Annotated in this window: 19 protein-coding genes; 15 read left to right on the top strand and 4 right to left on the bottom strand. The window is 43.8% G+C overall.

The genetic code is table 11. The annotated features are described in order from the left end of the window. Nucleotides 1-7: 7 nt before the first annotated feature. The 8 genes from NFU07_RS02435 to NFU07_RS02400 all read left to right on the top strand — a co-directional run bounded on the left by NFU07_RS02435 (nucleotide 8) and on the right by NFU07_RS02400 (nucleotide 8160). On the top strand, nucleotides 8-385 hold the full coding sequence (locus NFU07_RS02435) for a PTS glucitol/sorbitol transporter subunit IIA (RefSeq protein ID WP_251474134.1): 378 nt from the start codon (nucleotides 8-10) through the stop codon (nucleotides 383-385). Between the two features lie 18 nt (nucleotides 386-403). Next, nucleotides 404-1729 carry an NAD(P)H-dependent oxidoreductase gene (locus NFU07_RS02430; protein WP_251474119.1) on the top strand — a complete coding sequence of 442 codons (1326 nt, stop codon included), beginning with the start codon at nucleotides 404-406 and terminating at the stop codon, nucleotides 1727-1729. Between the two features lie 82 nt (nucleotides 1730-1811). Then, on the top strand, nucleotides 1812-2156 hold the full coding sequence (locus tag NFU07_RS02425; RefSeq protein ID WP_251474116.1) for a bh protein: 345 nt from the start codon (nucleotides 1812-1814) through the stop codon (nucleotides 2154-2156). Nucleotides 2157-2290: 134 nt separating this feature from the next. Continuing rightward, complete coding sequence (locus NFU07_RS02420; protein ID WP_251474111.1) at nucleotides 2291-3274, top strand: thiamine pyrophosphate-dependent dehydrogenase E1 component subunit alpha; 984 nt, start codon at nucleotides 2291-2293, stop codon at nucleotides 3272-3274. Nucleotides 3275-3299: 25 nt separating this feature from the next. Then, a complete protein-coding gene (locus NFU07_RS02415; protein ID WP_285835925.1) occupies nucleotides 3300-4283 on the top strand; it encodes an alpha-ketoacid dehydrogenase subunit beta in 984 nt (327 codons plus the stop codon). 18 nt (nucleotides 4284-4301) lie between these two features. Further along, nucleotides 4302-5666 (top strand): dihydrolipoamide acetyltransferase family protein, encoded by a 1365-nt coding sequence (locus NFU07_RS02410; RefSeq protein WP_251474108.1) that lies wholly within the window; start codon nucleotides 4302-4304, stop codon nucleotides 5664-5666. A gap of 13 nt (nucleotides 5667-5679) precedes the next feature. Next, a complete protein-coding gene (lpdA, locus tag NFU07_RS02405) occupies nucleotides 5680-7062 on the top strand; it encodes a dihydrolipoyl dehydrogenase (RefSeq protein WP_251474104.1) in 1383 nt (460 codons plus the stop codon). Nucleotides 7063-7221: 159 nt separating this feature from the next. Then, nucleotides 7222-8160 (top strand): sugar-binding transcriptional regulator, encoded by a 939-nt coding sequence (locus NFU07_RS02400; protein ID WP_251474101.1) that lies wholly within the window; start codon nucleotides 7222-7224, stop codon nucleotides 8158-8160. A gap of 40 nt (nucleotides 8161-8200) precedes the next feature. Here NFU07_RS02400 and NFU07_RS02395 read toward each other — a convergent pair whose 3' ends face one another. The 3 genes from NFU07_RS02395 to NFU07_RS02385 all read right to left on the bottom strand — a co-directional run bounded on the left by NFU07_RS02395 (nucleotide 8201) and on the right by NFU07_RS02385 (nucleotide 11834). Then, entirely contained in the window at nucleotides 8201-8713 is a 513-nt protein-coding gene (locus NFU07_RS02395) for a DUF6640 family protein (RefSeq protein WP_251474098.1), read from the bottom strand. Nucleotides 8714-8861: 148 nt separating this feature from the next. Continuing rightward, nucleotides 8862-11294, bottom strand: coding sequence for an S-layer homology domain-containing protein (locus NFU07_RS02390; RefSeq protein WP_251474095.1), 2433 nt, complete (start codon nucleotides 11292-11294; stop codon nucleotides 8862-8864). 315 nt (nucleotides 11295-11609) lie between these two features. Beyond that, nucleotides 11610-11834, bottom strand: coding sequence for a thioredoxin family protein (locus NFU07_RS02385; protein ID WP_285835947.1), 225 nt, complete (start codon nucleotides 11832-11834; stop codon nucleotides 11610-11612). Between the two features lie 333 nt (nucleotides 11835-12167). On the opposite strand from NFU07_RS02385, the gene NFU07_RS02380 reads away from it, so the two are divergent. After that, nucleotides 12168-12773 carry a class I SAM-dependent methyltransferase gene (locus tag NFU07_RS02380; RefSeq protein WP_251474089.1) on the top strand — a complete coding sequence of 202 codons (606 nt, stop codon included), beginning with the start codon at nucleotides 12168-12170 and terminating at the stop codon, nucleotides 12771-12773. A gap of 46 nt (nucleotides 12774-12819) precedes the next feature. Here the strand turns inward: NFU07_RS02380 and NFU07_RS02375 are convergent, their stop codons facing one another. Continuing rightward, a complete protein-coding gene (locus tag NFU07_RS02375; RefSeq protein ID WP_251474086.1) occupies nucleotides 12820-13722 on the bottom strand; it encodes an aldo/keto reductase in 903 nt (300 codons plus the stop codon). Between the two features lie 79 nt (nucleotides 13723-13801). Between NFU07_RS02375 and NFU07_RS02370 the strand changes: the two genes are divergently transcribed. The 6 genes from NFU07_RS02370 (at nucleotide 13802) to lysA (ending at nucleotide 19861) form a co-directional block, all read left to right on the top strand. After that, nucleotides 13802-14353, top strand: coding sequence for an NUDIX hydrolase (locus NFU07_RS02370; RefSeq protein ID WP_251474083.1), 552 nt, complete (start codon nucleotides 13802-13804; stop codon nucleotides 14351-14353). A gap of 103 nt (nucleotides 14354-14456) precedes the next feature. Then, nucleotides 14457-14918, top strand: coding sequence for a ferric iron uptake transcriptional regulator (gene fur, locus NFU07_RS02365; protein ID WP_235196498.1), 462 nt, complete (start codon nucleotides 14457-14459; stop codon nucleotides 14916-14918). 72 nt (nucleotides 14919-14990) lie between these two features. After that, a complete protein-coding gene (gene xerD, locus NFU07_RS02360; protein ID WP_251474080.1) occupies nucleotides 14991-15893 on the top strand; it encodes a site-specific tyrosine recombinase XerD in 903 nt (300 codons plus the stop codon). 71 nt (nucleotides 15894-15964) lie between these two features. Beyond that, the gene (gene deoB / locus NFU07_RS02355) at nucleotides 15965-17149 is read left to right on the top strand and encodes a phosphopentomutase (RefSeq protein ID WP_251474076.1); all 1185 of its coding nucleotides are present in this window, start codon (nucleotides 15965-15967) and stop codon (nucleotides 17147-17149) included. 18 nt (nucleotides 17150-17167) lie between these two features. Beyond that, nucleotides 17168-18472, top strand: a complete 1305-nt coding sequence (locus tag NFU07_RS02350; protein WP_251474073.1) for a pyrimidine-nucleoside phosphorylase — start codon at nucleotides 17168-17170, stop codon at nucleotides 18470-18472. 69 nt (nucleotides 18473-18541) lie between these two features. Then, nucleotides 18542-19861: a diaminopimelate decarboxylase gene (gene lysA / locus NFU07_RS02345; RefSeq protein ID WP_251474071.1), complete on the top strand. Its 1320-nt coding sequence runs from the start codon at nucleotides 18542-18544 to the stop codon at nucleotides 19859-19861. The last annotated feature ends 124 nt before the right edge of the window (nucleotides 19862-19985 follow it).

The following is a 19985-nucleotide window of genomic DNA, read 5'->3' as shown; positions in this document are numbered from 1 at the left end:
CAACTAGGTGGAGAATGTCATGATAAAAAAATACGAAGCTAAAATTATTGAAATTGGTGAAGAAGTGGAGATTTTCTCAGAAGAAAATATGATGGTCATTTTTAACGATACTGTGCCGATCGAATTAAGATCATTTGGTGTCATTCATGAAAAGGTTCGTCTTCTAGAGGAGATTGAAAGCGGAGACGTTCTTGAAATTGCTGGTGAAACATACAATATTTTATTTGTTGGAAGCAAAGTGAACGAGACGTTAAAAGAAATCGGACATTGTACGATTTCGTTCAATGGAGAAACGTCGGCTGATTTACCGGGGACGATGTGTGTAGAGAAAAAAGCAATGCCCAAAACGACAGTAGGAGCACTAATTCAGATTTATAAAGCCTGACAAAGAGGAGACTGAAAAATGCTTGGGATAAACAGGAAACTTCAAGAGTTAGAGCAGAAAGGAACCATCATAAAAGTCGGCCTCGTAGGTGCAGGGCAAATGGGAAGAGGCATGGTATCGCAAATAGAGAGCATGGCAGGCATGCGTGTCGTTATTACAGCTGACATTCAACTGGAGAATGTGACAAATGCTTATGCAAAATCAGGCGTTGCCGTTTCTGATATTATCAAAACAGATCAGACAGCAGAAGCTTCAGAAGCTGTCAAAGCCGGTAAAGTGGTAGCGACGACAGATGCGAGGCTTGTCACTGAACTCCCAGAAGTGGACGTTGTAGTCGATGCCACAGGCGTTCCGGATATCGGAGCTAAAATTGCATGGGACGCCATTCTGAATAAAAAACACATCGTTATGTTGAATGTGGAAGCAGATGTTACCATCGGACCATTGCTGAAGAAAATGGCGGATGCGAGCGGCGTTGTGTACACGGGAACAGCTGGCGACGAACCGGGTGCCATTATGGAGCTCTATGATTTTGCAGATGCGCTCGGCTTCGAGGTAGTGGCACTTGGAAAAGGAAAAAACAATCCGCTTAATCTAGCAGCAAATCCAGATACGGCTGCTGAAGAAGCTGCGAGAAAAGGCGCGAGTCCCAAAATGCTTGCCTCTTTCCAAGATGGTACAAAAACCATGGTAGAAATGACGGCTGTCGCAAATGCCACAGGCTTTCTTCCGGATAAGCCAGGAATGCATGGCTTTGTCAGTGACGTAAAAGGCCTTCCGGAACTTTTCAAATTGAAAGAGCTAGGCGGAAAAGTGGGCCATAAAAAAGTTGTCGAGTATATCAATGGAATTGCGCCGGGCGTCTTTGCAATCATTGCATCAGAAAAAGATGAAGTAAATCACGAAATGCATTATTTGAGCATGGGTGAAGGCCCGAATTACGTGCTTTATCGCCCTTACCACCTTACCAGCTTGGAAACGCCGATCTCCATTGCGAGAGCGTTCCTTTACAATGAAGCGACCATCGCGCCTTGGAAAGGGCTGCAGGCGGAGACTGTGGCGGTAGCCAAAACAGACTTGGATGAAGGCCAATTTTTAGACAGTATTGGCGGGTTTACAGTTTACGGCAGCATTCTATCGGCACAAGAAGCAAAAGGCAAAAATGCCTTGCCGATGGGATTAGTGGACCGGAATGTCCAATTGAAGCGCGCTATTAAAAAAGGGGAATTTATTGCGTATGAGGATGTCGTTCAGACAAAGGAATCGACGATTTGGCGGCTGCGCCGGATGCAAGATGATATGTTAGCGGAAAAAGAGCAAAAGGTACACCCGATCAATGTCTGAAACCGACGGAGAGATCAATTTGAAAATTGATCCTATTCGGCCTGTAGAGAAGGCAAACAACGGAGCGAGAAGGTGTTCAAATATGAAAGTGAAAAAGATGGAAGCTGGTTTATACTGTACGAATTGCAAAGAAGAAGTCGATCATGAGGTCACGTACATCAATAGCGATATGAAAACCATAAAATGTTTGCAATGCGGCCGGACGAAAGAATTGAAAGTGGATTTGAAAAAAGAGTTTTACAAAGAAATAGTTGAGCGCATTGCAACTAAACCGAAGCGGGTGACGAAAGAGTCTAAGGAGGGGCTTGGCCACCTTTTATTTTCTCTTCCGGTTCGCACCATTAAAAAACCGTACCGGATATTAAAAGACGTTAACTCGTCGAGAAAAGTGATGCAGACTTACAAAATGAAAAAGAACAAAAAATAATGTGCTCCTATAAAATGCTGGACTGCTCCTAATGAGAGTGGTTCAGCCTTTTTACTGCTTGACTAATTAACTGAAAAGTCTTAATATATTACATATGTAACAATGGTGAACATATGTAAAAGGGAGGTATGAAAATGAACCAGCTAATAAATTTTCCATCAGGCGTTGAAGGAAAAGATTTAACGGCTTTACTTAAGCAGATGTGGCTCATCCGGTACTTTGAAGAAAAAGTGGATGAGTTTTTTGCGAAAGGGATGATTCACGGAACGACCCATTTAGCAGTAGGGCAGGAAGCCTCAGCCGTTGGATCAATTGCTGTATTAGAAGATCGGGATAAGATTACCAGTACGCACAGAGGCCATGGCCACTGCATTGCCAAAGGGGCAGAAGTCAACCGGATGATGGCTGAATTGTTCGGACGCACCACGGGATATTGCAAAGGGAAAGGCGGCTCAATGCATATTGCGGATGTTGAAAGGGGCAATTTAGGGGCAAATGGAATTGTTGGAGGTGGATTTTCGATAGCTGCCGGTGCTGCATTGACTTCGCAGCTGAAAAAAGAAGGCTATGTGGTGCTATGTTTTTTTGGAGATGGGGCTTCGAATGAGGGAAGTTTTCATGAAGCGGTCAATTTGGCATCAATCTGGAAGTTGCCGGTAGTGTTCATTTGCGAAAACAATCAATATGGCATGTCAGGTCCTGCAAAAGAAATGATGAATGTCGAAGACGTGGCAAAGCGCGCTGAAGCTTATGGGATTCCAGGGAAAGTTGTTGACGGCAATGATGTATTGGATGTTATGAACGGTGTGGGCGAGGCTGTGGAACGGGCACGGAACGGAGAAGGGCCGTCCATAGTGGAAGCCAAAACCTACCGCTGGAAAGGCCATTCTAAGAGCGATGCGAAAAAGTATCGGACCCGGGAAGAAGAACAGGAATGGCGGACAAAAGATCCGATTGCGAGGCTCCTAGGAGTATTGATCGAAGAAGGATTACTGACCGAAGAGAGTGCAGACCAAATAAAAAACGAAGCGAAAAAGGAAATAGAGGATTCGGTGGAATTTGCAAAAAGTAGCCCAATGCCGACACACGATGATTTGATGGAAGACATTTACGCATAAGACGGAGCAAAGGGGAGTGGATGGGTTGAGAGAGCTAACGTATTTAGAGGCAGTGAGAGAAGCGATGAGCCAAGAAATGCGCGAAAACGATGATGTCTTCATTTTAGGTGAAGACATTGGCGTATACGGCGGTGCTTTTGGCGTTACACGCGGAATGATTGAAGAATTTGGACCGGAACGGATTCGCAATACGCCCATTTCAGAAGCAGCAATTTCTGGTACGGCAGTTGGAGCGGCGTTAACCGGTATGCGGCCAATTCTTGAACTTCAATTCTCTGATTTTATTACGATTGCAATGGACAATATGGTCAACCAAGCGGCAAAAATCCGCTATATGTACGGCGGCAAAGGAAAAGTGCCAATGGTGCTTCGCACGCCGGCTGGATCTGGAACAGGAGCAGCAGCGCAGCACTCTCAAAGTTTAGAAGCGTGGATGGCACATGTGCCCGGTTTAAAAGTAGTTCAGCCTTCAACCGCATATGATGCGAAAGGTTTGCTGAAAGCGGCGATTGACGACGATAATCCCGTGATTTTTTATGAACATAAACTTTGTTATAAAACGAAGTCGGATGTGCCGGAAGAGCAGTATTCCATCCCTTTGGGCAAAGCGGATATTAAACGCGAAGGAAGAGACGTTACGATCGTCGCTACCGCCATTATGGTCCATAAAGCGCTTGAAGCAGCTACAGAACTTGAAAAAGATGGCATCAGTGTCGAGATAATCGATCCTAGAACCTTGGTGCCGCTTGATACGGAAACGATTATTGGGTCTGTGAAAAAAACGAGCCGCCTTGTTGTGGTTCACGAAGCGGTAAAACGGGGCGGATTCGGTGGGGAAATTGCCAGCATAATCGCAGAAAGTGAAGCATTTGACTATTTGGACGCTCCGATTAAACGATTAGGCGGCAAAGCTGTGCCCATACCCTATAATCCGGATCTTGAAAAAGCTGCAGTCCCTGGAGTGGACGATATTGTCTTAGCAGTAAAAGAAGTGTTGAATCGATTGTAGGGAAGGAGGAGCAACCCGATGGCGAAAGAAATCTTCATGCCGAAACTGAGCAGCACCATGGAAGTGGGAACTTTGCTGCAATGGTTTAAAAACGAAGGGGATTCCGTTGAAGTGGGAGATCCACTGTTTGAAATCATGACCGACAAAATCAATATCGAAGTGGAATCTTACGAGGAAGGCATCTTGCTGAAAAAGTATTTTGCCGAAGAGGATGAAATTCCGATAAATCATGTAATCGGGTATATCGGAGAGGCGGGTGAACATGTTCCGGAGGCTCCTCCCGGAGAATCGGGTGCCGCGTTGCAAGACGATCAGAGTGACTCCCGGCAGCCGGCAAAGCGCGACTTGGAAGAAATAGAGATCAGTGAAACAACTACGATAAATGAAACCGGCGACAGCGGCAATGAAAATTCACAATCAGAAAAAATTCGGGCTACGCCTGCAGCACGCAGAGTAGCTAAAGAACATAATATCGTGCTTTCCGAAGTTCCTGGATCCGGGCCTAAAGGGCGGATCCACCAAAAGGATGTCGGAGACTTTTTGCAAGCTGCACCAAAAGCAACTCCGCTTGCTAAAAAAGTGGCAGGAGCGGAAAGAATCGATTTGCACACCATAAATGGTTCGGGTCCTCGTGGAAAAATATACCGGACAGATGTTGAAAAAATGAGGCAGCCTTCAACCGCTCTTGAAACCGGCGGCAGACGGATGAAAATGGAAGGGATCCGAAAAGTTGTCGCAGAGCGCATGCTGCAGAGTAAAACGACAGCACCGCATGTCACATTGACGACAGAAGTGGACATGTCGGAAGCGATCCATTTGCGCAAGCAATTGCTGGAAACTATCGAAAAGCAGACGGGCTTTCGGCTTTCCTACAACGAAATTATTTTGAAAGCGGTCGCCGCCTGTTTAAAGCTCCATAGAAATTTAAATGTTTCATTAGAAGGCAATGAAATCATCTTCCATGAAGAAATCAATTTAGGAATAGCTGTAGCTGTGGAAAATGGATTGCTTGTACCGGTAGTAAAAAATGCCGATCAAAAAGGCCTTTCGGAATTGACTGCAGAATGCAAACGTTTAGGAATGGCGGCTCGAAGCAGCAACTTAAAGCCCCAGGAAATGTCGGAAGGCACATTCACCATCAGTAATCTGGGCATGTATGCCATCGATGCTTTTACCCCGGTCATCAACCAGCCGGAATCCGCTATTTTGGGTGTAGGGCGAATCAATGAAAAGCCAGTCGGACGAAACGGTGCCATCGAACTTCGGCCGATGATGGTTCTCAGCCTGTCTTTCGATCACCGCGTCATTGACGGTGCTCCAGCTGCAGCCTTTTTAACAGACTTGAAAGAAGTGCTCGAACAGCCCTTTAAATTATTGGTTTAAGGAGTAGATTCCATTGGAAAATTATGAAGTTGTAGTACTTGGCGGCGGCCCTGGAGGATATGTGGCAGCCATACGGGCAGCTAAACTTGGTAAAAAGGTGGCGCTTATCGAAGCGCGTGAGCTTGGAGGTACTTGTTTAAACCGCGGATGCATTCCATCAAAAACTTTGCTTCGACACGCAGAAGTGATTGAAACCATCGAAAAAGCGAAAGAGTGGGGTATTGAAACAGGACCTGTAACTTTTTCACTTGGTAAAATGCTTGCTCGCAAAGATGCGATCATTATGCAACTGAGAAGCGGTATCGCCTATTTGTTAAAAAGAGGTGAAATCAAAGTTTACGACGGTATCGGTGAAGTGAGGAAGGACCGGACAATCGCTATCCGGAAGCAGGGTCAGGAAGAGCGCATCAGTGGCGACAGCATTATTCTCGCTACTGGATCAAAACCGCTTATTCCGCCGATTCCTGGCATTGAAAGTGCAGCCTGTTTTACGAGTGACACCATTTTTGATATCGAGAAAATACCAGCGTCTATAGTGATCGTAGGAGGCGGCATCATCGGAGTCGAATTGGCCAGTATTTTTGCCAGTCTGCAGGTTCGGGTTCACCTTATCGAGATGGGCGAAAGGATTGTGGCGAGTGAGGAACCGGAAGCTTCTGAAGTGCTCATGAAGTCTTTGAAAAAGAAAGGGATTACAGTTCTGACGAATACAAAAGTAGCACGGATTGAACAGCGCGAATCCAATCAGTTTGTGGAAATAGTAAAAGAAAATGGCGATTACGAAATAGTAGAAACAGAGGCGATTTTGATAGCCGCCGGAAGAATCGCAAATACCTCTTCATTTTCTGAGTTGAATTTAAAGATGAATGGGCCATTTGTAAAAGTGGACAATCGGATGGCTGCAAGCGAACCTGGAATTTACGCTATTGGAGATATTGTGGAAGGATGGCAGCTTGCCCATATAGCAAGTGCGGAAGGATTAGTAGCTGCTGCGAATGCTGCCGGTGAAAAAGAATCTATGGATTATTCGATTGTGCCGAGATGTGTGTATACGAGTCCGGAAATTGCCAGTGTAGGCATGACAGAAGGAGAAGCAAATCGGCAAGGGATTGACTATAAAGTAATCAGAATCGACCATTCGAGCAACGGGAAAGCGTTGGCGCAAGATGAAAAAGAAGACTTTACCAAGCTTATTGCAGGCAGAAGGTACGGAGAGATTTTGGGAGTTTTGATGGTAGGTCCGCATGTAACGGAAATGATAGCAGAAGCTTCTGCTTTTATACGATTAGAAGGGACTGTTGAAGAACTGGCTTCAATGATTCATGCCCACCCCACTGTATCTGAAAGCGTATATGAAGCAGCGGCTTCATGGCTTGAAAAGGGCGTTCACCATTAATTGCCAGAAGTGGCCATTGCGTCCTATAATAGAGCAAGATGAGGCAACGAGTAATCCCTTGCCTTGAAAGGAGTTAGCAGAATTGCTTTTGAAAATGAAAGCGGTTCACATGTTAATCCATTCGCTTTTTAAGTTTTATTAAAATGAGAAGGTGCATTGATGATGAATTGGGACGAACGCAGGCAAATTGTAAAAGTATCGAGGCTCTATTATTTTGACGGGCTGACACAGGCAGAAATCGCAAAAAAAATGGGGGTTTCCCGCCCGGTGATCTCTAAATTGTTGAACAAAGCGCGTGAAAATGGCGTAGTTGAAATTTATATCAAAGACGAAAATGCACATACAGTCGAATTAGAACGCCGGCTTGAAAAGAAATACCAATTGAAAGAAGCGATTGTGGTTCCAGCTGCAGGGAGAGATCCTGAAATGATTAAGCATTCTTTAGGAAAAGCGGCGTCTTTTTACATATCCAAGAACCTTAACGGAAAAAAGTCGTTGGGCATTTCCTGGGGGAGCACATTGGCTAAGTTTGTTCAGGAATATCCATACGAGCAGCATCAACAGCTGAAAATTATTCCGCTAGTTGGAGGGATGGGAAGAAGGCTAGTTGAAATTCATTCGAACCTGCTCGCCTATCAGCTTTCCCAAAAAATGAATACCGATTGTTCATACCTCTATGCTCCGGCCATGGTTGAAACGATTGAATTGAAACGGCGCTTAATCGAATCGGAGGATATTGCCATGGTTCTGGAAGAAGGGCGAAATGTCGATATGGCAGTAGTGGGAATCGGCAATCCCTACGAAGGTTCGACGATGGCTACGATGCAATATTTAACAAAAGACGATTTAGAATCCTTGAGAGAAGCGGGGGCGATAGGGGATATCGGTTCACGTTTTTATGATCACTCTGGCAATGAAATCAAACACCCGTTAAACGAATTGGTCATCGGCCTGGATATTAATGAATACAAAAAAATCCCGGAAGTAATTGGCATTGTAGAAGGCTCGCATAAAGTGGAAAGCATACGAGCTGCCCTAAAAGGCAATTACTTAAATGTATTGGTGATTGATGATGTAACAGCTGATTTGATTACGTAAAAAAGCAAGGCCATCCTAAATAGGTGGCCTTGCTTTTGCTTTAACGATTTGACAGAGGCTGGCCAGGTGGCAGGTTTTCCATCGTATAGCCTATACCAGTTAAAGCAAGCATCGCAATGGATGCAAATTTTTCATTGATCCAGAGTCCTTGAACTTTCGGGACGTATTGAGGAAATTCAGCTTCTATCCCAGATGTTTGCGGGTAAAAAAAGCTGACGCCTTGAGCTGCCCAATACATCGAAGGCAGCATTGCGGAAAGCTGAATGTCTTGGTGTGAATCAAATGTTTTACGGCTAAGAAAGTATAAACTGGCGGAACCGAGAAACGCGCCAAGTGTAATTGACATGGCATCATGGAATTTCGCATGAGGCGGCCAATCAGGATTCTTCATATGAGTCTTGTTCATATCCGCTATAAAGCCTCCGAGCACTGTAAATGCCGCTACACTGCCAAGAATGATTTTTCCAGTTGAGAGTGTTTTTTTCTTAGGTCCGTGGTAGATGATAGGCGCCTTAGAGTACGTTGCTGGAAAAGTTCTGCCTGCTTCAGCCATTCGCCGTCCCTCCAATTTGATAATTATTGAGTTAACTGGCCATTTAAAAACTATATTCCCGAATTTTCGGATGTAAACAACTAATTCGCGGTAAAAACAAAACACGCAGCCCTTTAAAAAGCACTGCGTGTTTTGCATTTTAAAGCAGTTAATTCATATCATTCAATTTGTAAAGGAAGATCGCGTAATCGCCGCGTGTGATCGGATCAATTGTTCCAAAGGTAGTGGCCGTTTTCCCATTAGTAATCTGATACTCAACTAATGCAGCAACTGCGTCGCGGTAACGTCCACCCACATCTGTAAATGCCGTATCTTTAGTAATGGCATTCATACGGTACGCTCTTGTCAACATAATCGCCATTTCGCCGCGCGTAATCAAATCGTTCGAACCGAATTCCGTAGCTGATTTTCCGTTGATGATGCCTTCAGCTTTCAAAGCATTTACGTACTCGATGCCTCGTTTCGGCACATCTTTAAATCCTGATGGCTCGTCATCTAAATTCAACTTAAGTGCTTTTGCTAACATAATGGCAGCATCCACGCGTTTAATTGAGTCTCCTGTACCAAACTTGTTGTTGGAGTAGCCTTTTGTGATATCCTCTTGGATTAAGTACATTACAGAAGGCATGTATTTCTCTGCTACATCGGTAAAGGTAACGGGTGCCGGAACCGGGCCAGGATCTGGAGCAGGACCAGGGTCAGGAGTTGAACCGCCACCGCCAGGATTTCCAGGGTTGGTGCCAGGATCAGGAGTTGAACCGCCACCGCCAGGATTTCCAGGGTTGGTGCCAGGGTCAGGAGTTGAACCGCCGCCACCAGGATTGCCCGGATCTGTTGGTGTTTCAGGATCAGGCTCGGGAGTCGGTGTTACCGGTCCAGTTTCAGTGCCTGTTGTGAATTCATAAATATCTGATCTGAATTCGCTGCTTTCCGTATAGGCATTCATGTACCAGAAATATTTTGTTTTTGGTTCAAGGTTTTTCCATTCGATAGAAGCTTTTCCTTTTTCCAGCTCCTCATCTACGCCAATCTCTTTTTCTTTATAAATTTCAGCGGATACATAATCGGTCGAGACTTCTTTTTTGTTTTTGGCGATCGCTTCTTGATTCGGTTCCCAATCGACTAGATCGTATTTGCCTGTGAAGGAATCTTCAGGTTCATAGTGGTCAATGTCTCCGGTGATGGCAGAAATCGCCGTAAATTCAATTTCCTCTGTTTCAGGTTTGAAATCAACGAATCGAAGATAACCGTCGCCGCCTTCACCTACGCCTTGATAATTCCCCATTACTTGCAATACTTCCCGCTCTGAACCATCGTCGTTCGTCAATTTAGAGATTTTCTTTTTAGCTCCATTAAAATGACCGGAAAGAACGAGTTTCACGTTTTCATTTGGGACAACCACTTTGTTATAGACGACTGTAGGAATTCCAGGATCAAGGCTGCCGTTATGCGCAAGATATTGATGCATATTCAGTACAGCGTTTTTCTCCGCATGCTCTGCCAACACACGGTTTGCCCATTCAATTGTTTCCGGTTTATCCTCTAATCCGAATCCAAGATACAGGAAGATGAATTCATGGCCATTCAAGGTCATCAAATCATAATGGTTTTGATTATTATTCATGTTCTCACCGTACCAGTACTTTCCTTCGAACCGGTCAGCACCGGCATATTTATGGAAATAAGTGTAGTCGATGCGCATATCGGACTTATGCTGGACATCATGGTTTCCAGCTAATACGCCGTATGGAATTTTGGCAGCATCCATTCGGTCTAGGTTTTTCTTGGCGACAGCCCATTCTTCTTCGCTGTCCGGGGTATCCACCAAGTCTCCTGTATTAATCACATATTCGAAGCGGTCTTTGTTGTATTGATCAATGATGAAGTCTGTGACTTTGTCCCAATTTTCCGGGAAGAGCCTTGCGTAGAACTGAGTATCTGTAAACCATAGTAAGGAAAATTTCTCTTTAGAGGGAACGGCGTTCTTTAGTTCATTTTGTACTTTAACCAAGATTTTCCCTGCATCCATAAATTTCATATCTGAAACCTTAATAGAGAAATTGATTTCGCTTCCATTAGTATCCGATTTCTTTTCCTCGACTTTAGACCATTCGGTTTTGGAGTGGTCCCAGACAGAGATGGAAAGAGTTGATCCCGGCAAGGTTTTTCCTTGCCAATTGATTTCTGCTGATCCGCCCTTTTCAAGTTTGCCGGCATCAACTTCAAAAGTCTGGAAAGAATCTCCCTGATCTGAGGTCGTCGTGAAATATTTGTCGTCATCTGCAGCTAGTTCAGTTTTGTTTTCAGCAGTCGCCTCTTTTTCTTCACCTGCTATATTTGCCTTTGCTTTAATGCCGCCAGTTGAAAAATCCTTGAAATCACCCTCCATGAATTCAACAGCCTCTACCAGGTCGCCGTCACTTACAACAGTTTCTAATGTAGTGTTGCGATAAATATCGGTAGAGGCATTCGCAGGCGATACTTCTGTAAATGTTGAATCGGCAGCTAAAGTTGGCATTGGGGCAATAAGGCTAAAAGTCATTGCGGCAGCAGCTGCATAGGTAAAGAATTTTTTCGTCATAATCCATCCTCCTTATAGTGATCCGTCAATTTAGAAAAAAGCATCAATAAGCTGTAAATAATTGATAAGTTTATTTTGAATATTCAAATAACTTATTGTTTTTGATAATAACATAAAAGAGCGTATAAAAGCCTATTAAAAATTAAAATAGTTAGTTAATTTAGGGTAAAATGATTCTTTTGAATTAGTTAAAATGGCATTAATGACAAAAAAATAACTTTTTCAAGAGGAAATTAATTGAAATGGTGGAAAGAAAGAAAAACCATCGACATAAAATGTCGATGGTTGCGGTGAGTCTAATGTGGAAGTTTTATCTTAGCCATAATACGACCCATAGATTTTATCGATTTTTCTTTCGAACTCTTGGAGGTGGACAAATCGTGCTTCTCTTAATAATTCCGCTCCTTGATTGAAAAGCAGCAAAACAGGTGCTGTAAAGATTGAAAGTTCACCAGCAAGTTCTGGCTGATCCGTTATATCAACCGTTTTCGTTTGTATTTTCGGAAAATCATTCAATACTTCCTCAACCTGAGGAAGCAGTGCATGGCAAACACTTCAGGACGGGCTTAGGATATAAAGAAAATTCAAGCCGGGCTGTTTAATGAAATTTGAAGTTTCTTCTGCTGAAATAAGTTTTTCCATTTGCTGCACCTCCCGTATCGTCTTCTTAAGCATTTTCCCTATCTCACTTTAAACTATGCATTTATGCAGTTTAGAGGTCAAGAGAAGGGGAATCTTGATGACAATAGCTTTATAAAAATTTTTTCTCCTATTGAACAGGCGAGCGTAAACACTTTTTTTATTTCATGCCACGCATAAAATTCAGTGCAAATCGGCAGATCATGCTTCTGAAAAAAGAGAGAAGGGGAAGAGATGACAGAAAAATATAGCAGCCAGCCCGGACATTCAAATCAACCTCCAAGGAAAACAAGCATTACCCAGTTAAGGGCAGCAATCGGCGGAAATGCTTATGGCCATGTGCTGGAAATTGGATCCGGCACAGGTGCGAACTTTCCTTTTTATAAAAATGCGTTAAGGGTAGATGCCATTGAACCGGATGAAAAGAGAATTAACCGGTCGCGCAATCAAGTTAATAAGGCAAAAGCGCCTATACACCTCCATATTGCGGGAGCAGAACGCTTGCCTTTTAATGAGAATGTGTTTGATACAGTAGTAGCGACTCTCGTATTTTGTACAATTCCTGAACCTCAAAAGGCGCTTGAGGAAATTCAGCGTGTAGCGAAACCTGGTGCAAGGATCTTTTTTCTTGAACATGTGCGGATGCCGCAGCCAATAATGGGAAAAGCACAGGATTTGATGACGCCGCTTTGGAAAAAAGTATTTGGCGGTTGTCATTTAAACCGGGATACACTAGCGTTGATACAAAATTCGAAACTGTCGATAACAGAAATAGAAACGTATTATAAAGGCTGGGTTTTGAAAATTGACTGTTTAAACGACTCTCTGCCTTTACAGTGAAATACAAAAAAGGCTGCCGGCGTATTCGCGGACAGCCTTTTTTAAGTTACTCGCGATGTTCTTTATATCGGTCTTGTTTGGTGATGCTCCTGGCCTGCTTAATTTGTTCAGGTGACACAGCCGTTTCATAGGCTTGCAATGTAGCATCTATTTGAGAAGGGGAACTGGCGCCTGCGACGACGGAAGCGATGGCGGGCTGCTCCAGCACAGAATGCAACGAGAGGGCATGGAGGTTCGGATGGATACCCATCAATTCCTCAACCATATTCACAAGTTGTCCTTCTTGATAAGTCAGATAGCTGCCTGCTTTTGTTGCACGCTTCAACCCTTCGCTGGTCAAAATTCCTTTTGCAAGGCTGCCGCGTGTAACGACAGAACGGCCAGCCGACTCGATATCCTCTAAATATTCCTCAGGTCTCCGGTCCAAAAGACTGTATTGCATCATGATCGAGGCGATATTACTTTTTTCAAGATAACGCTTTATAACATTCGGCCGGATAGATGAAATGCCATATTCCCGAATCAAACCTTCTTTTTTCAACGATTCGAACGCTTCAATTGTTTCATCGATATGATCTGTAATCATTCCGCCGTGAAGTTGATAAAGATCGATATAATCCGTTTGGAGGCGTCGCAAGCTATTATGCACTTGCTCCAAAATATAGGATTTAGTGGCGTTCCATTTCACATCGTCTGAACCGGGTTCCCACTGATTGCCGACTTTGGTTGCAAGGACAATGTTCTGACGGTGAGGTTTTAACAAGTTGCCGACTAACTCCTCGTTTTTGCCTTTATTGTACAAATCAGCCGTGTCAAAATAATTGATGCCGGAAGAAACAGCTGCGTCGATAATGGCCCCAGCTTCTTGCTGATTCTGCGGCAATGACATACAGCCAAAACCGATCTCGCTCACTTGGATGTTGCTTGACCCTAAAGTTCTTTTCTTCATCGTTACACCTCGTTTAATTTGTTGTTTTCCTTATGGTATACTTTGCCATAGAGAAATCACAAATGAAAAGAGGCAAAGCATGAGTAAATTTGAAGAAAAAACGATCCAATCCGAAAGAATTTACGAAGGGAAAATCATTAACTTGAAAGTTGATGATGTTATTTTGCCGAATGGCAACCAGTCGAAGCGGGAACTGATCGAGCATCCAGGGGCCGTCGCGTTAGTGGCCATTACGGAAGAACATAAAATAATTATGGTAGAGCAATTCCGGAAAGCACTCGAACGGACCATCATCGAAATTCCGGCTGGGAAAATTGAAAAAGGCGAAGATCCGAAATACACAGCGATGCGTGAATTGGAAGAAGAAACCGGATATTCTGCAGATAACCTTGAACTGATCCAATCATTTTCGACTTCACCAGGATTCGCAGATGAAGTGATTCATCTCTACTCCGCAACAGGTTTAAAGAAATCGACTTCAGGCGCGGTTTTAGATGAGGATGAATTTGTGGAACTATTAGAAGTGACAATTGAAGAAGCAGAGCAATTGATGAAAGAGAATCGGATTTACGATGCTAAAACAGCCTTTGCTGTATTATGGGCAAAACAGAAAATCGCAAATGAGAATTGAACTCCTTCTTATTTATAATCATTCTTAATAAAGAATGGTTGTATCTGTTGTAAATGAGAACTGTCTTTTGATATAATGAAGACAGTTTAGGGGAGGGCGTCGCATGGAAACTAGGATTGACCGTATAAAAAAACAGTTGCACGCTGCGAGTTACAAACTGACGCCACAGCGTGAAGCAACTGTCCGAATCTTGTTAAACCATGAAGAAGACCATTTGAGTGCAGAAGACGTCTACCTATTAGTGAAAGACATAGCACCGGAAATCGGATTGGCCACTGTGTATCGGACATTGGAATTACTCACAGAGTTGAAAATTGTCGATAAAATCAATTTTGGTGACGGAGTTTCACGCTACGACTTACGCCAAGAAGGCGCAGCGCACTTCCATCACCATTTAGTTTGTATAGAGTGCGGAGCAGTAGACGAAATACAAGAAGATTTGCTTGAAGATGTGGAGGCCGTTGTAGAAAAACGGTGGAATTTCCAAATTAAAGACCACCGTCTCACGTTTCATGGCATTTGCTGGCGTTGCCATGACCGCAACTCACAAGATTCGTCCCAATGATTAGTGAGAAAAGGAAGGACGGCCGTTTACAGGTCATCCTTCCTTTTCTATTTTGGATTAGGAGGGGAAAAGATGAAATATGCACAAGATGCGTTAGACGATTATTTGCATTTCCTGCGGGTAGAACGGCAGCTGGCAGCGAATACGCTGGTTTCATACGAACGTGATTTAAAAAGCTATTTGCATTATTTAAAAGAAGTCGAGCAATTGGATTCTTTAAGAAAAGTGGAACGCGTACATATCTTAAACCATTTGCGCCATTTGAAAGAAAATACGAAAACGTCTAGGACGGTTGCCCGCCACATTTCTTCAATCCGGTCATTCCATCAATTTCTAATTAGGGAACGGGTGGTCGACAACGATCCCACCGTCCATTTAGAAATGCCGCAAATGGATAAAAAATTGCCGAACGTCTTATCTATTGAAGAAGTGGATGCGTTGATCCAAGCGCCGGATACAAAAAAAGCGAATGGAATCCGCGATCAGGCGATGTTGGAACTTCTCTACGGAAGCGGCATGCGGGTCAGTGAATGCATAAATTTAAATATAGACGACATCAATCTGACGATGGGGTTTGTCCGTTGCTTTGGCAAAGGCGGAAAAGAACGAATCATTCCATTGGGGAAATCAGCCTTAAGTGCTTGTAAAGTTTATTTAGATGGACCGCGCCAAGAACTTGTGAAAGCGGAAACAAAAACCGATGCGCTCTTCATCAATCAACGCGGGAAACGCTTAACTCGCCAAGGGTTTTGGAAACTGCTCAAGCAGCATGCCCAAAAAGCCGGCATCCAAAAAGAGTTGACGCCGCATACGCTTAGGCATTCATTTGCGACTCATTTAATTGAAAATGGGGCGGATTTGCGGGCAGTTCAGGAAATGCTTGGACATGCAGATATTTCTACTACACAAATCTATACGCATGTCAGCAAAACGAGATTAAAAGACGTGTATACGCAATTTCATCCTCGTGCTTAAAAGTATAGGTCAGACTTCTGACAATACAAGAAAATATGTTACTATAGAATCGTAAACAAGGAGGAAGAAATATGACTAATAAACCGTTTAATCGCATACATTTAATCGTACTTGATTCTGTAGGAATTGGCGAAGCGCCTGATGCTGAAGCTTTTGGCGATGTAGGCTCTAATACGGTAGGCCACATAGCAGAAGCTATAGGCGGGCTTACTATGCCAAACATGGAAAAATTGGGCCTTGCCAACATTGTTCCTGTAAAAGGGTTGGAAGCTTCTGAAAGCCCTTCCGCTTACTTTGGGAAATTACAAGAAGCCTCTGTAGGCAAAGATACAATGACAGGCCACTGGGAAATCATGGGCTTAAATATTGATACCCCTTTCAAAGTGTATCCTGAAGGTTTCCCGGAAACCTTGATCAAGCAATTAGAAGAAAAAACAGGGCGCAAAGTGATCGGCAATAAACCGGCCAGCGGCACTGAAATTTTGGATGAGCTTGGCGAAGAGCATATGGAAACAGGAGCAATCATCGTTTATACTTCTGCAGATCCGGTTTTGCAAATAGCGGCTCATGAAGAAATCATTCCGTTGGAAGAACTGTATAAGATTTGTGAAATTGCGCGAGAATTGACGCTTTCTCCTGAATTTTTGGTTGGACGAGTTATCGCACGCCCATTCTTAGGGGAAAAAGGCGCATTCAAACGTACTTCAAATCGCCACGACTATGCGTTGAAGCCATTTGAACGTACAGTAATGAACGAAATGAAAGATATCGGCAAAGATGTCATCGCAATCGGCAAGATCAACGATATCTATAACGGTGAAGGTGTAACCAAAGCCATCCGTACGAAAGACAATATGGACGGAATGGATAAGCTCGTCGAGGTGGTAAAAGAAGACTTTAACGGCTTAAGCTTCTTGAACTTAGTGGATTTTGATGCGCTTTACGGCCATAGAAGAAACCCGGAAGGCTACGGAGAAGCTCTTGAAGCTTTCGATAAGCGCCTGCCGGAAGTGCTTGAGCAAATGAAAGAGGATGATCTATTGATCATTACTGCTGACCACGGCAACGATCCGACGTTCCCGGGCACTGACCATACACGTGAATACGTTCCGCTTCTTGCTTATTCTCCGCGCTTTAATGGTGGAAAAGAGCTCGAACTAGGAAAAACTTTTGCAGATATCGGAGCAACGATTGCAGAGAATTTTGCGGCGCCGATGCCGAAATTCGGTTCAAGCTTCTTATCTAAACTAAACTAAAAAAGGCGGTAATCGTTCATGAGAATGGTTGATTTAATTGAAAAGAAAAGAGACGGTTTTGAACTGTCCACTGAAGAAATCCAGCATATTATTACAGGCTATACAGCGGGAGATATTCCCGATTATCAAATGAGTGCTTTCCTTATGGCTATCTATTTTAAAAACATGACAGACCGCGAACGTGCCGACTTGACACTCGCTATGGCCGGTTCAGGGGATCAAATTGACTTGTCGGCTATTGAAGGCATTAAAGTTGATAAGCATTCAACTGGCGGAGTCGGCGACACAACCACTTTAGTGCTGGGTCCTTTAGTAGCGGCTTGCGGCGTTCCGGTTGCAAAAATGAGCGGACGGGGCCTTGGCCATACAGGCGGTACGATTGATAAATTAGAAGCAATTGAAGGCTTCCATGTTGAATTGTCAACTGAAGAATTCATCAAGCAAGTAAATGATATTAAATTGGCGGTAATTGGCCAAAGCGGAAATTTGACGCCTGCAGATAAGAAATTGTATGCACTTCGCGATGTAACCGCGACAGTCAACAGCATTCCTCTAATCGCGAGTTCAATCATGAGCAAGAAAATTGCTGCTGGTGCAGATGCAATCGTCCTTGATGTTAAAACGGGTGAAGGCGCATTCATGAAGACGGCGGAAGACGCTAAGGAACTGGCGCATGCCATGGTTGGAATCGGTAATGCGACTGGGCGTAAAACAATGGCCATCATTTCAGATATGAGCCAGCCGCTTGGATTTGCAATCGGCAATGCGCTTGAAGTTAAAGAAGCGATTGAAACATTGCAAGGAAACGGTCCAGAAGATTTAACGGAATTATGCTTAGTTCTCGGCAGCCAGATGGTAGTAGTCGGCGGAAAAGCGGAAACTTTGGAAGAAGCCCGTGCGATGCTTGAAGAAGTGATTGCGAACGGCGAAGCCTTGAAAATCATGAAACAATTCATCGAGAACCAAGGTGGAAACCCTGCGATTGTCGATGATGTCAGCTTATTGCCGCAAGCAAAATATGTGAATGAAGTTCCTTCGGAAAAAGAAGGCTATATTTCATTCATGGAAGCGGATGAAATCGGAACGGCTGCAATGGTTCTTGGAGCTGGACGTGCGACGAAAGAATCGGAAATTGATTTGGCTGTCGGCATTGTGTTGAATAAAAAAGTGGGAGATTTCGTGAAAAAAGGCGAATCGATTGCTACAATTTATTCGAACACGGAAGAACTCGCAGAATGCATGAAGATGATATATAATAGTATCGAATATACAAGCGAACCGGTTGAAACGACGCCGCTGATTTCAGCGCTGATCACCGATTGACAAATCTTGCTGAGATTATTCTCAGCAAGGTTTTTTAACATCCGCCATTCGCGCAACAGGAGGGAAATCATGTATCTATACGGAACACAAACGATTAACGAAGAAGGACATTTAACAATCGGAGGCACAGATTCTATCGATCTAGTGAAAGAATATGGAACACCGTTGTATGTATACGATATTCAATTATTCCGTGACCGTGCAAAAGCATTCCAGAAAACATTCGAAGAAGCCGGCATTGGCTATCAAGTGGCATATGCGAGTAAAGCATTTTCGACAATCGCGATCTACCAAGTGGCGGCTGAAGAAAATTTATCGCTTGATGTCGTTTCTGCCGGAGAATTATATACAGCCATCAAAGCCGGGTTTCCAAAACAAAAAATCCATTTCCATGGCAACAACAAAAGTTTTGAAGAGCTGCAGATGGCATTTGAAGAAGGCATCGGCTGCATCGTCGTCGACAACTTTTATGAGATTGAATCGTTAAAAAGACTGTCAGAACAACGTCAGCAGCGGATGAATATTTTGCTTCGCGTAACTCCAGGAATTGAAGCGCATACCCATGATTACATTACGACTGGCCAAGAAGACTCGAAATTCGGGTTTGATTTAATGAATGGCCAAGCAGATCAAGCTTTTCAGGAAGTTTATCAGCATGAATTTTTGAATTTGCTGGGCTTGCATTGCCATATAGGATCCCAAATATTTGATACCGCAGCGTTCCGTTTAGCTGCTGAGAAATTGGTCGGGAAAATGGGGCACTGGAAATCGGAATTCGGTTACACATGCCCTGTCCTGAATTTGGGCGGCGGTTTCGGCATCCGTTACACAGAAGATGACGAGCCATTAGAACCTTCTGTTTATGTGAAGGAAATGATTGAAACTGTAAAAGATACGACAAAGGCAATGGATTTTCCAATCCCTGAAATCTGGATTGAACCCGGCCGTTCATTGATCGGCGATGCCGGGACCACGCTTTATACCATCGGTTCCATGAAAGAAGTTCCTGGAACGCGGAAGTATGCGGCAGTGGACGGAGGCATGTCGGACAATATTCGTCCGGCATTATACGGGGCGAAATACAGTTCGATCCTGGCGAATAAAGCCGATCAAGCGATTAATGAGCAATATACAATTGCCGGGAAATGCTGTGAATCGGGTGATAAATTAATCGAACAAGCAGATCTGCCGAAAGTTGAGTCTGGAGACATACTGGGTGTTTTCTGTACGGGTGCATACGGCTATTCGATGGCAAGTAATTATAACCGCATTGCCCGCCCTGCAGTGGTTTTTGCAGAAAATGGTGAACATCAATTAGTCGTTAGACGGGAAAACTTAGACGATTTGATCAAACAGGACATGTCTTATAAACAACAGGTGAAACGTTAATGAGAAAAACCAATATCCTCTTGATGATCTTGCTTTTAGCTATGGCAATTGGATGGGGCGTCATCTACTGGCTATTCTTTGCAGACGGCGTCATCAACGGATAGTGCTGACCGAACTTGAGTTA

Source organism: Planococcus sp. NCCP-2050, assembly GCF_023708025.1.
Lineage (GTDB): Bacteria > Bacillota > Bacilli > Bacillales_A > Planococcaceae > Planococcus.
The sequence above is the reverse complement of the archived record's forward strand: the minus strand, read 5'-3'. Positions and strand labels throughout refer to the sequence as shown.

What these genes read in the sequence shown, in the direction of transcription:
- NFU07_RS02430 (WP_251474119.1), top strand. Translation starts at nt 404, where the DNA reads ATGCTTGGGATAAACAGGAAACTTCAAGAGTTAGAGCAGAAAGGAACC.
- NFU07_RS02425 (WP_251474116.1), top strand. Translation starts at nt 1,812, where the DNA reads ATGAAAGTGAAAAAGATGGAAGCTGGTTTATACTGTACGAATTGCAAA.
- NFU07_RS02420 (WP_251474111.1), top strand. Translation starts at nt 2,291, where the DNA reads ATGAACCAGCTAATAAATTTTCCATCAGGCGTTGAAGGAAAAGATTTA.
- NFU07_RS02410 (WP_251474108.1), top strand. Translation starts at nt 4,302, where the DNA reads ATGGCGAAAGAAATCTTCATGCCGAAACTGAGCAGCACCATGGAAGTG.
- NFU07_RS02400 (WP_251474101.1), top strand. Translation starts at nt 7,222, where the DNA reads ATGATGAATTGGGACGAACGCAGGCAAATTGTAAAAGTATCGAGGCTC.
- NFU07_RS02395 (WP_251474098.1), bottom strand. Translation starts at nt 8,713, where the DNA reads ATGGCTGAAGCAGGCAGAACTTTTCCAGCAACGTACTCTAAGGCGCCT.
- NFU07_RS02390 (WP_251474095.1), bottom strand. Translation starts at nt 11,294, where the DNA reads ATGACGAAAAAATTCTTTACCTATGCAGCTGCTGCCGCAATGACTTTT.
- NFU07_RS02380 (WP_251474089.1), top strand. Translation starts at nt 12,168, where the DNA reads ATGACAGAAAAATATAGCAGCCAGCCCGGACATTCAAATCAACCTCCA.
- NFU07_RS02375 (WP_251474086.1), bottom strand. Translation starts at nt 13,722, where the DNA reads ATGAAGAAAAGAACTTTAGGGTCAAGCAACATCCAAGTGAGCGAGATC.
- NFU07_RS02370 (WP_251474083.1), top strand. Translation starts at nt 13,802, where the DNA reads ATGAGTAAATTTGAAGAAAAAACGATCCAATCCGAAAGAATTTACGAA.
- fur (WP_235196498.1), top strand. Translation starts at nt 14,457, where the DNA reads ATGGAAACTAGGATTGACCGTATAAAAAAACAGTTGCACGCTGCGAGT.
- xerD (WP_251474080.1), top strand. Translation starts at nt 14,991, where the DNA reads ATGAAATATGCACAAGATGCGTTAGACGATTATTTGCATTTCCTGCGG.
- deoB (WP_251474076.1), top strand. Translation starts at nt 15,965, where the DNA reads ATGACTAATAAACCGTTTAATCGCATACATTTAATCGTACTTGATTCT.
- NFU07_RS02350 (WP_251474073.1), top strand. Translation starts at nt 17,168, where the DNA reads ATGAGAATGGTTGATTTAATTGAAAAGAAAAGAGACGGTTTTGAACTG.
- lysA (WP_251474071.1), top strand. Translation starts at nt 18,542, where the DNA reads ATGTATCTATACGGAACACAAACGATTAACGAAGAAGGACATTTAACA.